Source organism: Lewinella sp. JB7 (assembly GCF_024297185.1).
In the GTDB taxonomy this organism is placed as follows: Bacteria; Bacteroidota; Bacteroidia; order Chitinophagales; family Saprospiraceae; genus Neolewinella.
On record NZ_JANCTD010000002.1, the window covers coordinates 282126 to 296442 of the forward strand.

Consider the following 14317-nt stretch of genomic DNA (forward strand, 5'->3'; position numbering starts at 1 on the left):
GTGGGCTGCTACAATCCTACGAGACCGTTCGCTAGAGGTCCATTTGTATCATGCGTACTAGTCGTCCCAGTACCGGCGGATAATTTCGCGGATTTCCGGGTTGTCGGCGTCCGTATCGCCCAGTTCCTCGCGTAGAGCCAGGATTTGCTGCTTCATGCGGGCGATGATGTCCCGGTATTGGGGGTCGTCGTAGGCATTGCGCAGCTCGTGGGGGTCTGCTTCTAAGTCGTAAAAGTCCCAGAACCGGGTGGGTTCCTCCCCGGGGGCGTAGTCGTTTTCGGCGAGGCCGTTGCCGTAGAAGAAAGCCAACTTGTAGCGTTGTCCCCGGATGCCGAAGTGGCCGGGGCGGTCGCGCGAGTGGTCCCAGTAGCGGTAGTAGGAGTAATCCCGCCAGTCGTCCGGGGTGTTGCCGCGCAGGTTTTCCCGGAAACTGCGGCCCTGCATATCGGTAGGGTAATCGATCCCCGCGTAGTCGGCAAAGAGGGCCGAAAAGTCGACGTTCTCGATGAGGTCGCGGTTGCGGGTGCCCGCCCGTATTTCCCCGGGGAAACGGATGACGAAGGGCATGTGGATCGACTCCTCGAAGATGAGTCGCTTGTCGAACCAGCCATGCTCCCCGAGAAAGTAGCCCTGGTCGGCGGTGTAGATCACCACGGTGTTTTCCGCCAGGCCGGACGCCTCGAGGTAATCCAGGAGCTTGCCGATGTTGTCGTCCGCGGCCGCGCCGCAGCGTAGGAAGTCCTTGACGTACTTCTGGTAGGTCTTCGCGCGGGCTTCTTCGGGGGTAAGTCCTTCCACCGAAAAGGGGAGTTCGGGGTAATTCATGTAGTCTTTACGCAGGCTGGGGTCGGCGGTGGCCGCCAGATACCGCTTGGTCAGGTTATCGATGGACTGGCCGACGAAGGAGCGTCCAGTGGTCGCGGGCCCCTGATCGTAAATGGTGGCGGGAAGGGGCAGTTCTACATCCCGGTACAGGTGACCAAATCGGTCCGGATAGTCGAAGGGTTCGTGGGTGGCCTTGAAGTGGGTCATGGCCAGAAAGGGCCGGGTGGTATCGCGCCGTTCGATCCAGTCGATGGTCATGTCGGCAATGATGTCGGAACTGAAGCCCGTGTAGGGCCGCCCCCCGCCGTAGTAATCCTCCCAGTTGTCCGCGGTCTTCATTACCGGGTTCCAGTATTCGCCCTGACCGGGCAGTACGCAGTAGTAGTCGAAGCCGGCGGGTTCCTGCTTCAGGTGCCACTTGCCGATCACCGAGGTCTGGTAGCCTCCGCGCCGCAGTTCCTTGGCGATGTTGTTGTACCGCGGGGACAGTCCCGCCCCCAGGGTGGTCACGCCGTTAACGTGGCTGTACTGGCCGGTCAGGATGGTGGCCCGGCTCGGCGTGCAGATGGAGTTCGATACCAGGCAATTTTCCAGCACGGTGCCCTCCGCGGCCAGTCGTTTGATGTTCGGCGTGTGGGCGAAGTCCTCGAGGATACCGCCGTAAATGCCCCACGCCTGGGCCGTGTGGTCGTCGGACATGATAAAAAGGATGTTCGGCCGCTCGCGATCCTGGGCGGGGAGGTCGGCGCCATCAATGAATACCAATATCGCCAACAGGATGGACGCGAGTGGGAAGGAGCTGTTTAAGTTGAGGGGCATGTTGACTTTTTCGTTCGAGGGTGCAGAATCTTCCGGGTGCTCAGCTATATGAATCAGGTGAAAACGCCCACTCAAGATAGTAGACCGGGTGGGGATGAACGGCTGCTTTTTCATGGAGATTGGCACTACAAGAGCGCCATTACGACGTCGGTGCTCGTTACTCGCGGGTTTGCGGCGTGGGCAAGCGGGCCCTTACCCGCCGTAAGTGAGCTCGGAGACCATCAAAATCCGCCCGCTCGATCAGGTCTTTTGGCAGCAAGGAACTACCCATTCCGACGCCGTATGCACCTGCGGCGAGAAAGGCGGCGATGTTGTCCGGTGTCACCCCCCCGGTCGGCAACAATTTGATCTGGGGAAGTGGTCCCCGTAGGTCTTGGAGGTAATTCACTCCGAGCTGACTGGCCGGAAAAACTTTCACCGCCGAAGCCCCCAGGTTCCAGGCCCGGTAGATTTCCGTCGGGGTGTAAGCGCCGGGGAATACCGGAATGTTTTCATCCGCGCATCTTCCAATCACCCGCTCCTCCAGAATGGGGGTCACTATGAACCCGGCACCGACCGCTAGTGCCCGGTCGAGGTCTTCCATTGTGCAGACCGTGCCGGCACCGACGTTCAAGTCGGGGTAGTCCCGTACCAGCCGGTCAATAATGTGCTCGGCGCGCGGAGTATTCATGGTGACTTCCAAAGTACGGAATCCGGTTTCCGCCATCACTTCCGCTACCTTCTCGCAGTTTGTAGCGGATAAGTTCCTGAGGATGCCTATCACGGGCACGGCGTCGAATGAGGACCAGGCGGTGCAAGGGGTGTTAATCATACGTAGAGAGTATTTGCCGTTGTCCCCGGAGCAGGGCACGTTCGATTTGCCGGTCGTCCATCACTTCCAGACGATCCGCACCGTACAGAGCGGTTAGGGCCGTCCGGTAAAGAACAAGCAGGGGTCCGGAGGCAGCCAGCCAGAACTTGTGGTTCGTGTTATCCCCAAGTCCGCGTAACTCCGCACCGATAAGTAAGCCGCTGAGGTGGTAGTAGTTGTCGACCGGATCGGTGTTACGCAATATATGCCCGGCACGAATATCGAACAGGGAGGCAGCCATACCTTCCCGGTATCCGCACCGGACTCCGTATAGGTAGGCATCCTGGGTTACCGCATTCCACTCCCCCTCCCGCACCGAATGAGCTAAGATGCTATGTGTTCTTAGTAGCCCGAAAAGCTCTCCCGTCATGTAGCTCCGGAAGTCAGTGACCATATCCCCTTCGCACAGCAGGTGTTTGCTGTGGGTGCCCGGCAGCAGAATAACTCCATCGGCCTCGGAATCCAACTCATCCAGCATCCCCAGTGCCTGCGTTTCTTCCCCCCGCATGATGCCGCGGGTACTCTTGACTCCGGAAATCAGTACAATGGCCTGTCCCGTCGGAAGCTCACGCTGCTGACTTACTAAAATGCGGCCACTCCGCTCGATCGGCAGTTCGCCGTAGGGGAGTTCGAGCATTCCGATGTTTGCCGAAGCCATCCCGCTGATCACGATCGGGTAAGATGGTCGGGCTTCCGCGAGCAAGTCCGTCTGCCGCTGGAGGTAAGTGCCGTAAAATTCGAACCGATCACTTTCGGCACTCCGCAGGAACTCTTCGTTCAGATCGCGGATCCCCCGGTCGGTGCTCCGGTACGCTCTGACCCTAAGGGTACTCTTTTCCACCAGGCGAAGCCGGAAGTTGCTCGTGCCCCAGTCACAGCTGATGAAAAAATCGGTCCGTTCCATCGTCTACCAAATGACTGTGTTTCAATCGTCTAAGGGGGGGGCAGAGCCAACATGAAGCAGATACGTAATGGTGCTATGCTGTTCGGGAATGCTTGCCGTAATCCTGGGGTAAAATAGTTCGCAACTGCCTTACCCTACCCCACCGCTCGGTTGATTGCACTGGAATGCCTTTGCTCACGCGCCCACATGATCCGTAAATCCGCTGAGGACGTGATTGGGCGATGATGTAGCATTTAAAGGAAATTATGGATGAGTAATCACTCTGTTAGAATTACTACATCATTAGGTGATAATCGGAGAATAGAATCGCATTACTTTATTTGGATAGCACAGATAGACTTGACTATCCACCGTGATGTATTTCAACCTCAAGCACCGGAGCATTGGTTAACCAATCACTGTAAATGAAGATAGAGCTTGCTACCGCCGTCTTACAAAATTATGTTTCTCTAAACCTTGCAAAACAGACTTTAAATTTGATGACTCCGCGATTTTGGTGAATTGTCGTTAAAGTTGCCGCAATAATTTGGACCACGGCGAAACTAAACCTAAATTTGGTTAACCAATCACTGGTTGACCAGATCGTGCAATTTACCTGAATGCTTCTGTACCTTAACGACAGCCACCCTGCCGGGGTCTCCCGGACTGACCACGGTACGGTCTATGACCAATATGGCAAGCCGTTTTACCCACGGCTGCAGGGAATCCTAAACGTCCGGTTTACTCGGTTGCCAGTAGCATCTCCTCCCCACCCGACCAAGTTGCCCTGCAACTACTCTGCCGTACCCCTCCCCGAATGCAGTATAGACGGTTTCGTACCGTCGCTACCCAGGGATAAGACCTATATTATACGGAAGTGGCTACGCCAATTTCTTTCCTAACTTTAAAATCAACCCATCCACGCTTAACCAACCGGCACGACTGTTCTCCTCCCTTTCCGGGGTTGTCCGCGCAGTTATCCCCTAACTCACTATCAATGTCATGCAAAAAAGAATGAACGTAATAACCCGCCTGCTAACCCTGTGTCTGCTGCTGTTCCAGGGAATCGTTTCCGCTCAGGACGGATATCTCCTCTCCGGAACCGTTACCGACACGGACGACATTCCACTTATCGGGGTGAGTGTGCTCAAGGCGACCACCACGTCGGGCACCGTGACGGACTTGGATGGCAACTTCCAGCTGGAAGTCAGCCCCGGGGATGTCCTTCAGTTCTCCTACACGGGCTACGCCACCCAAACGGTAGAGATTACCGGCCAGTCCGAGCTGAACGTCACGCTGGCTACGGACGCCCAACTCCTCGATGAGGTGGTCGTCGTGGGCTACGGCTACCGGAAAAAGTCACACAACACGGGCGCCATCGCGCAGATCGGTGGTGAAGACGTCGCCGCCATTCAGGCCACGCGGGTGGACGAAGCCCTGGCCGGTAAACTATCCGGGGTCCTGATCCAGAATCAGGACGGTGCACCCGGAGCGGACCCCAAGATTCAGATCCGCGCCGCCTCGTCAATTTCCGGCGACTCGGAGCCCCTCATCGTGGTGGACGGTTATCCCATCGTCGGAAGCCTGGCCACCGTGAACCCCAATGACATCGAAAGCCTGGAAGTCCTCAAGGACGCCGCTTCGGCAGCAATCTACGGATCCCGGGGGGCCAACGGGGTTATCCTCGTCACCACCAAGTCCGGCACCCCCGGCAAGGCCCGGTTCAGCTACGACGGCTACGTGAGCACCTCCCACCGCTACGTCAGTGACGTGGAGCAACTCAAGACGGCCGGCGAATGGGCCAACGAACTGGACGCCGGCATCGCCAACGGCACCTACGACGTCTCGGAACTCGATCCCGCCCTGCTCAACTTCCGCCTGAACGCCTACCGGAACGCCCCCGACGTCGTCGCGGTGGAAGACTGGTTGTTCCGCAGCGGCAGCAACATGAGCCACAACTTCAGCGTAAGCGGCGGCACGGATGACGTCAATTATTTCGCCTCCGTCGGCTACCTCGACGCCGAAGGTATCGTCATCACCCAGGGATTCGAGCGCTACAACGCCCGCCTGAACCTCGACGCCAAGCTCGGCGACCGCTTCAGCACGGGACTTAACTTCAACGGCTTCATGTCCGACCGCGACATCGTGGGCCACGACATGCGGGACCTCCTGCGGGCCTACAGCATCCACCCGATCTACCACACCGAAGCATCGATTGCCTTCGTCCAGCAGCTGGACCAGCAAGCCCAGTCCCTGGGCCTCGATCCCTTCGACGACGGCTACCGGGGCGGCGATGCGCCGTTCAACAACAGCATCTACACCCTGGAGCCCGGCATGACCGCCCAGGACTGGCACTACGGCCGCAGCGGGAACGGCATCGGTGGCTCCGGTGACGCGGGACCCGCGACTAAGCTTGACAATACCGACCGTTTCGAAAAAACGTTCTTCGGCAATATCAGCTCCTACCTGCAATTCAGCATCGCCGAGGGACTGAACCTGCGTACGGTACTGGGTGGGGATATGCGCGACACGCGTAACTTCTTCTCCCGGACCCTGGAGTTTGACTCCCGGGCCCGGACCAACCAGACGGCCCTCGACCAGACGGACCTGAAGCGCTCGTCCATTCTGAGTGAAACCACCCTGGGCTACACCAAAGTACTGGGTAAGCACGACGTGTCCGCGGTAGCCGGTCTGGAGTTCCAGAACTTCTACTTCGACGGCATCGCCCTGAACGCCACGAACGTGCCCTACGGCCAGCCCCTGAACTACGCCCTGCTCGACCCCGCCGACATCAACGTATCGGAGCGCGACGAGACGGTTGCCCGCCGCAGCGTATTCGGCCGGATCAACTACGCCTACGACAACCGCTACCTGGCCTCCGTATCCGTGCGGCGCGACGGCGACTCCCGCTTCGGAGCCAATAACCGTTTCGAAACCTTCCCGGCGATCTCGCTCGGCTGGAACGTCCACAACGAAGCCTTCTATAATTCCGAATTCCTGACGGACCTGAAGCTGCGGTTCAGCGCGGGCTCCCTGGGTACGACCTCCTTCCTGGGCTCCTACAGCTCCCTAAGCCTGCTCAATCCCCAGGCAACGGTACTGGGCACCGGCTTCCTCATTCCGTCCGACGTGGCGAACCCCGACCTGACGTGGCAAACCAACACGGAAACCAACTACGGCATCAACCTGGGCTTCCTGGGTAGCCGCTTCACCCTGGGCGTCGATTACTACACCTCCGACATCGAGGACATCCTGATCAATCAGAGCGTATCCGAAGTGCTGGGAACCACCTCCATCGTCCTGAATTCCGGCGACGTTACCAGCTCCGGCCTGGAAGTGGAGCTTGGCGCCGCGGTGATCAACAACGAGCGGTTCCGCTGGAACATCAGCGCCAACCTGTCGACCGTCAATACGGAGATCACGGATCTGGGCGGTCTGGACGAGCTGCCCCAGGTCATCTACGGACAATCCGGCCGCGGTCCCGTCTTCCGCAACTACGTTGGCGGAGAGATCGGCGAGATGTGGGGACTGGAAACCATCGGACTGGTCGAACCGGAGTACATCGAAGACCCCACCCGGGCCATCGGCATTAACAGCTCCGAGTACTACGTGGTAGACCAGAACGGCGACGGCGTCATTGACCGGACCCGCACGGTGGCCGAAGGCGGTGACCTGGTCAAGATCGGCCAGAACACCCCCGACTTCTACTACGGCCTCAACAGCCAGATGTCTTACGGAGACTTCGACCTGTCGCTCCAGTTCCAGGGCGCCCAGGGCGGTGAAGTTTTCAACATCGACGAGATTTACTGGCGCTCGGAATTCGGTGGTCGCGTACGGGAAAGCTTCGATGCCAACAACGACGGCATCGCCGACCACAACGGCCTGCACTACACCCAGTCGCGTAACCAGTTGGATGCCCAGATTCAGGATGCCTCCTACCTGGCCCTGAGAAATGCTACCCTGGGATACACGCTTAATCCGGACTGGCTCGGCCGGGTCGGCCTGGGTTCCCTCCGGGTCTACGTAGCGTCCACCAACCTGCTTTACGTGATGGGCGACGACTACACCTCCCTCAACCCGGAAGGAGTAGAAACCACGCAGAGCGATTATTTGGGACCCACTACCTACGGAGTACAGGTCGGGGCAAGCCCGGTCGTCCGGAGCTTCACTCTGGGCGTCAATCTCAAATTCTAGGCACCCGATTGCCAATCCATAAATAAGAACTTATGAAAGCGATATATATCATTCTGGCTTCCTGTCTGTTCCTGACGGCCTGCGAAGACCTCGATCAGTTCCCGCCGAACATCGCGAGCTCGGGATCGCTGACGGACTTTGACGGCGTACTCAATGCCGCCTACTACTACCAGCACGGGTCCGTAACCCCCATGGCCGTTATGGGCGATTTCCGGGCCGACAACGCCATCATGCTCGAACCCCCCTACACGGAGTTTGATGAATTCGGGCCCAACCTGACGGCGATGGAGGATCAGTTTTTCGGTCCATTCTACACGGCACTATATAAGTCGATCCTGAGTGCCAATAACGTGATCGAAAATTCGGACAATGCCCGGGAGGTCGGTGAGGCCAAGTTCCTGCGGGCGCTGTCTTACTTCAAACTGGTCCGGGTCTTCGGCGACGTGCCGGTTAATCTCGAAGCTTCGCCGGATGTGACGGACGAATCCATCCTCGTCCGCCAACCGGTAGATGCTATCTACGATAACGTGATCATTCCCGACCTTCAGGATGCCATCGCGGCCCTGGGTACCAACATCGTCAACGGCCGTGCTTCCAAGTACGCCGCCCAGGGCATGCTCGGCAAGGTGTACGTGCAGCGGGGCGATTTCGCCAGCGCCGAACCGCACCTGGCCGCCGTCGTGAACGGGGCCGCCGAAGCGGGTATCACCCTGGAAGCTAATTACGGTGACATCTTCGGCGTGGACAATGACCTCAACTCCGAGATCATCTTCGCCACCCAGATATCCGGCTCGGTATCCGACGAATACGGCTTCTCCGAGTTCTGGTCCTGGTACGGCGGTCTGGACACGAAGTCCCTCGAACCCCTGGACCCCGACCTGATCGCGGCCTTCGACGCCAGCCCCGGCGACCTGCGCAGGGACGTTAACATCGATACGGCGCGGATGGCCTCGCCCAAGTACCCCCAGACGGGCGGCCCCGATCACGACTGGATCGAACTGCGCCTGGCGGATGTCATCCTGCTCTACGCGGAAACCCTGAACGAACTGGGCACGGACCCCGAAACCGTCCTCGACCTCCTCGACCCCATCCGCCAGCGTGCCGGACTAGATCCCCTCGACCATACGGTGCTGAACACCCAGGCCCTCGTCCGGGAAGCCATTCAGGACGAGCGGAGACTGGAACTCGCTTTTGAAGGTCAGCGGTGGTTCGATCTCGTCAGAACCGGTACGGTCGACGAGGAAATGGGTCAGTCCATTAACAGCGATTACTACCTGTTCCCCATCCCCGTTTCCGAGGTGCTGGCGAGCTTCAACGTAATCACCCAGAACCCTGGGTATTGACCATGATTGTAGTTTACAGAAGTTTGGATTTTACCAGAGGAGTAACGGTCGTTGCTCCTCTGTTTTTTTGTCCCGCGCGCTAGTTCACGATCTCTCCGCGCCAACTTAACCAGTCAGCCCGCCTTCCTCCGGCACGAAGTCCCCGGTTTTAGCACCATCCATTGATTGCTCCTTCACGGGATTTCGTCGCTCCTGCGTACCCGCCCAGAAGATGTCGCGGCGCGGACGCGGGAGCCATCCAAGTCAGAAAACCAGACTTTCAAAACGGGACCGGGCAACCCCGCGGTACCGGGCTCCATCCCTACGGGGAGAATTGCCAGACCTTCAACTATCCGAATTACCCGGATTGAATTGCTACTATACGGAACATGTGTACTTAACCTGCGATCGACGCGTACGCTCCGCTTCCGGTAAACGGAACCTACAGCCTCACAGCGGAAGCTATTCCCGATCGTGCATACCCTGAATACACATGTACAGTAGTGTTATGTCCACGCCTTTCCTGTTCTTTTTCCTTTGCTGCCTGGTCCTGGTGAGTTGCACCGAGGACGAGGAATTGTCTCTGCTCGAAGTACCCGAAGCGGATGAATCTCCGATTACCGGAGTCACCAACGGCGACCGCAACGCCACCAATTTATCCCCGGATATTGTGCGGGAATGGACCGACGTGCTGCTGCAAAACGAACGCCACGCTGTCGGTCTGCGGCCCAACGGCAGTGCCCGCGCCCTGGCCTACATCTACCTGGCCGCTTACGAAACCGCCCTGCCGGCCCTGCGGGGCTTCACCTCCAACACCCGCCGACTGGACGGACTGAACCTGGAGCGCGACTTTCGGGGCGCTGACAACGCGTCCGTCGCGCTGGCCCTCAACGCCTGTTTCGCCGACGTGATCAACCACTTCCTGATCAACGTGCCCGCCGAGCTTCAGGACGATGTGGACGACTTCGAACTCGCCATGCGGGACGAACTGACGCGGGGACTATCCGATCGGGCCATCGCCGAAGCGGAGGACTGGGGCGCCTACGTGGCCCGGCAGGTGATCGAGTACAGTCAGACCGACCGGGAAGCGGAGGAGCAGATCCTCGATCCCCAACCCCGTTCGTACGAACCTCCCGTCGGGGAGGGTTTCTGGACCTATTCCGCCGATCCGGAGCGGGCGCTGTTCCCCTACTGGGAGCGGGTACGCACCTTCGTGATCCCGGCCGAGGAAACCACTACCCTGCCCCCCCTGGCGTACAGCACCGTAGCCGGCAGTCCCTTCCGCGAGCAGATGGAGGAAGTGTACGCCGTGAACAACGCCGCCCGGGGGCGGGACGACGAGCAACTCTGGATCGCCGAATTCTGGAGCGACGACGTGGAGCGCTTGATGATCAGTCCGCCCGCCCGACAAATTTCAATCGCCAATCAGCTAGCCGATCAGTACTCCCTGAGTCTGGGCGAATCGCTGGCGCTCTTCCTGCGGGTGGGCTTCGCGATGAACGATGCCGCCGTGGCGACCTGGAAGTACAAGTACGCCCACATGGTCATGCGACCGAGCGTGTACCTGCAAGACCTGATCGATCCCGAATTCCGGACCAACCTCTTCCGGCTGATCTTCTGGCCCGACCCCGGCTTTCCCGGCTACCCCTCCGGGCATTCCTGCTTTGCCTCGGCGGCGGGCGGCGTGTTCCGTGAAACTTTCGGGAACCAGACCAACTTCACCGATCGTACCCACGAAGGCCGGACGGAGTTTCGCGGCGCGCCCCGGACCTACTCCACCTTCGACCAGTTGGCCGAGGAGAACGCATACTCCCGCATCCCCCTGGGCGTCCACGTACGCATGGACTGCGACGAGGGGCTGCGTCTGGGCTACGAGATTGCGGGAGCCGTGAATGATCTGACATTGCGGGAGGAGGATTTCTGAGAGCAGGGCACCTGGCTGAAGTTTTGCGGCGTGATCGCCGAACCCGCCCTATCGATTCGGTAACTTGGGTAGGAGATGCAGTAATCCGTATACAGGCTTCCGGAAGTGGTGCAACTAACTTTGGCGGAAACCCGGATTGATCCTTCAAATTTAGCGTCATGGCCAAATTCACCCTTCATGTCAACGGTAACGAACAGACCGTCGACGTCGACCCCGCGACCCCGGTGCTGTGGGTGCTGCGGGAGCACCTTGACCTGCCGGGCACTAAATACGGCTGCGGAATCGGTCAGTGCGGCGCCTGCACCGTTCACGTGGAGGGGGCGGCCATGCGCAGCTGCAGTTTGCCCGTCTCCTCGATCGGCGACCGGCCGATCACGACGATTGAGGGGCTTTCGGAACACGGCACTCACCCCGTGCAGCAGGCCTGGCTGGACCACGACGTTCCCCAGTGCGGATACTGTCAGGCCGGACAGATCATGAGCGCGTCCGCCTTACTGAGTCACACGCCGGATCCTTCCGACGCGGACATCGATGCCGCCCTGCAGGGCAACCTCTGCCGCTGCGGTACCTACCTGCGTATTCGCTCGGCCGTCAAATCCGCCGCCCGGTCGGCTAACTCCTGAATCCTTTGCCCATGTCTACTATACTTACCCACCGCGGTCGTCGCTCCTTTCTGAAGTCTACCGCCCTCGCGGGCGGGGGGATGTTGCTCGGATTTAACTGGTTAACCTCCTGCTCTTCTACCGAACCGGCACCACCGGGCCTGACTATGCCCGACGAATGGTTCGACATCAATGCCTACCTAAAAATCGGGGACAACGGAGTAGTGACGATCATGTCGCCCAATCCCGAATTCGGTCAGAACATAAAAACTTCCATGCCGATGATCGTCGCCGAGGAACTCGACGTCGACTGGAACAATGTCATCGTGGAACAGGCGCCCTTCGATACGACCAAGTACACCCGTCAATTCGCCGGCGGAAGCGCCTCCATCCGCAGTTCCTACGACGGCCTTCGGCTGGCCGGGGCCACCGCCCGTCACATGCTCCGTCAGGCGGCCGCGGATGCCTGGCAACTTCCCCTGGCCGAAATTACCACGGCGGCGGGCATGGTTCACCATGCGGCCAGCGGTCAGTCGGCCAGCTACGGCACGCTGGCTTCCGCCGCCGCCGGGGTCAGCGTGCCCGAAGAGGTAGAACTGAAAAACGTCCGCGATTTCGGCATCATCGGCACCTCACGTAAGAACGTGGAGGCTAAGAACATCATCACCGGTAAACCGCTGTTCGGGATAGACTACCGACGTGACGGCATGCTGATTGCCATGATTGCCCATCCCCCCGCCTTCGGCATGAAACTCAAATCGTTCGACGGGGCGGCGGCGGAGAAGATGCCCGGTATAAATAAGGTGTTCAGCATTGAGACCTTTCCGCGCGGTTTTGAGAAGGGGTTATTCGACACGGTCTCATTCACCGAACTGGTGGCCGTTGTTGGGGAGACGACCTGGCAGGTGATGCAAGCCAAGCAGGTACTGGAGGTGGAGTGGGAGCCCATAACCGACGTAGTGGAAACGATGAACATCTTCGGCAACATTCGCGAGAACCGCATCCCCGGCGGGCTGGAAAGCACGGAGGAGCACGAAAGACGGATGGAGCAGGAAAGCGGGTCCGGCACCCGGGTCAGCCGACGCGACGGGGATCCGGAAGCGGCCTTCGCGCGGGCGGCCCAAGTCATCGAGCGCACCTACACGGCGCCCTTCCTCGCCCACAACTGCATGGAGCCGATGAATTTCTTCGCTCACTTCACCGACGAAAAGCTGGAAATGGCCGGTCCGCTGCAGGCTCCGGAATTTACCGAAAGCACCCTCGCGGCCCGCTTCGACCTGCCGAAGGAGAAGATCGATATCCACCTGACCCGTATGGGCGGCGGGTTCGGGCGACGCGCCTACGGTCACTACCTGGTGGAAGCTGCCCTCATCTCCCAACAAGCTCAGGCGCCGATCAAACTCATCTACACCCGCGAAGACGATATGACCTGCGGCATTTACCGGCCCTCCTACCATGCGACTTACCGGGCGGCCCTCGATGAAGCCGGCAAACTGATCGGCCTGCACGTTAAAGCCGGTGGTGTTCCGGAAAGTCCGCTGTTCGCTAACCGCTTCCCGGCCGGGGCGGTAGATCATTATCTGGCCGAGGAGTGGTCCGTCGATTCCAACATCTCCATCGGAGCTTTCCGCGCCCCCCGCTCCAATTTCATGTCCGGCGCCGAGCAGGCCTTCCTCGACGAAGTAGCCGAAGCCGCCGGAAAGGACCCCATCGACTTTCGGCTGGAACTGCTCCAGCGGGCACGGGAGAATCCAGTCGGGGAGAACAACGATTACGACGCCGCCCGCTACGCCGGAGTTCTGGAGCTGGTCCGGGAAAAATCCGACTGGGACAATACGCCCGCCGGGGCCTCCCGGGGAGTGTCCGCTTACTTCTGCCACAATACCTACGTAGCCCAGGTGCTGGACCTTACCGTCACGGACGGGAAGCCTACGGTCGACCGGGTCAGTTGCGCGGTGGACTGCGGCATCGTCATCAACCCCGATGCCGCGACCAATATGGCCGAGGGGGCCATCGTCGACGGGGTGGGCAACGCGCTATACGGGCAGCTCACGTTCCGCGACGGCGTACCCGACCAGCAAAATTTTGACGACTACCGCATGATCCGCATCGGGGAGGCGCCCAGGTCGATCGACGTTCATTTCGTCCGGAACGAAGAGTCCCCGACGGGCATGGGTGAACCGCCCTTCCCTCCGGTATTCGGGGCGGTGGCTAATGCCCTGTACCGGGCTACGGGGGAACGACACTACCGGCAGCCCTTCTTGGGGGAGCGGGAGCTGCTTGGCTGATTCCGGCTCGCATGATCATGTCGGTCTCTGACCCCTAACCACTTCAGGGAGGAAACCGCCGCGATCGGGGGAACGGTGCGATCGACCGTTGCCCGATAGTCCACTATTTGTAGATAGCGTCTATGGCTAGCTCAGCCAGTTGCATTAACGGGTCCGCGACCTAGGATACCTAGGCTATAATGCTATCGAGTCATTGGCGGAAGCTTTACCTAACCCTCCCCATGTCCGAGTTTACGGGCATAAGAAGGGCCGGAATGATGCTCATTATCATTATTTTTTTCAATACGTAAACCACTCAGCTACATAGATATAGCACTTATACTGCAGTTTAATTGTAGGATATGTACCAGCCTTTTTTGGGCGAAGTCCGATAGTAGCAAGCTTTCGTAAGATCAGTCCGGGGTGGTAGGGTCGGTGGTGTCCAATATTTGTTGCGAACACAATAATCATGCTTACGAACGGCACGGATGTCTGTGCTAACTCGCCACGCGGTAACGGACCGTAGTCGACCACTATCACCTTTTCGTCTCTGCTGATCAGGTATCTCCCCGAGCCACCTGACGGGCCGACTTTAAATAATGAACCGGTGAAAAGTCTCTGCCTTGCCCGG

General features: G+C 59.2%; 8 protein-coding genes. 5 read left to right on the forward strand and 3 right to left on the reverse strand.

The window, feature by feature from the left end:
- Positions 1–57: 57 nt before the first annotated feature.
- The 3 genes from NMA52_RS04730 to NMA52_RS04740 all read right to left on the reverse strand — a co-directional run bounded on the left by NMA52_RS04730 (position 58) and on the right by NMA52_RS04740 (position 3398).
- Positions 58–1644, reverse strand: a complete 1587-nt coding sequence (locus tag NMA52_RS04730; protein ID WP_254826496.1) for a sulfatase — start codon at positions 1642–1644, stop codon at positions 58–60.
- Positions 1645–1801: 157 nt separating this feature from the next.
- Entirely contained in the window at positions 1802–2455 is a 654-nt protein-coding gene (locus NMA52_RS04735) for a bifunctional 4-hydroxy-2-oxoglutarate aldolase/2-dehydro-3-deoxy-phosphogluconate aldolase (RefSeq protein ID WP_254826497.1), read from the reverse strand.
- On the reverse strand, positions 2448–3398 hold the full coding sequence (locus NMA52_RS04740) for a 2-dehydro-3-deoxygalactonokinase (RefSeq protein WP_254826498.1): 951 nt from the start codon (positions 3396–3398) through the stop codon (positions 2448–2450). Before NMA52_RS04740 ends, NMA52_RS04735 begins: the two co-directional genes overlap by 8 nt.
- A gap of 993 nt (positions 3399–4391) precedes the next feature.
- Here NMA52_RS04740 and NMA52_RS04745 point away from each other — a divergent pair.
- The 5 genes from NMA52_RS04745 to NMA52_RS04765 all read left to right on the forward strand — a co-directional run bounded on the left by NMA52_RS04745 (position 4392) and on the right by NMA52_RS04765 (position 13707).
- Positions 4392–7571, forward strand: a complete 3180-nt coding sequence (locus tag NMA52_RS04745; protein WP_254826499.1) for a TonB-dependent receptor — start codon at positions 4392–4394, stop codon at positions 7569–7571.
- Between the two features lie 32 nt (positions 7572–7603).
- On the forward strand, positions 7604–8914 hold the full coding sequence (locus tag NMA52_RS04750; RefSeq protein WP_254826500.1) for a RagB/SusD family nutrient uptake outer membrane protein: 1311 nt from the start codon (positions 7604–7606) through the stop codon (positions 8912–8914).
- Positions 8915–9401: 487 nt separating this feature from the next.
- The gene (locus NMA52_RS04755) at positions 9402–10817 is read left to right on the forward strand and encodes a vanadium-dependent haloperoxidase (protein ID WP_254826501.1); all 1416 of its coding nucleotides are present in this window, start codon (positions 9402–9404) and stop codon (positions 10815–10817) included.
- A 158-nt stretch (positions 10818–10975) separates the two neighbouring features.
- Positions 10976–11440, forward strand: a complete 465-nt coding sequence (locus tag NMA52_RS04760) for a (2Fe-2S)-binding protein (RefSeq protein WP_254826502.1) — start codon at positions 10976–10978, stop codon at positions 11438–11440.
- An 11-nt stretch (positions 11441–11451) separates the two neighbouring features.
- Complete coding sequence (locus NMA52_RS04765; RefSeq protein ID WP_254826503.1) at positions 11452–13707, forward strand: molybdopterin cofactor-binding domain-containing protein; 2256 nt, start codon at positions 11452–11454, stop codon at positions 13705–13707.
- Positions 13708–14317 lie beyond the last annotated feature (610 nt).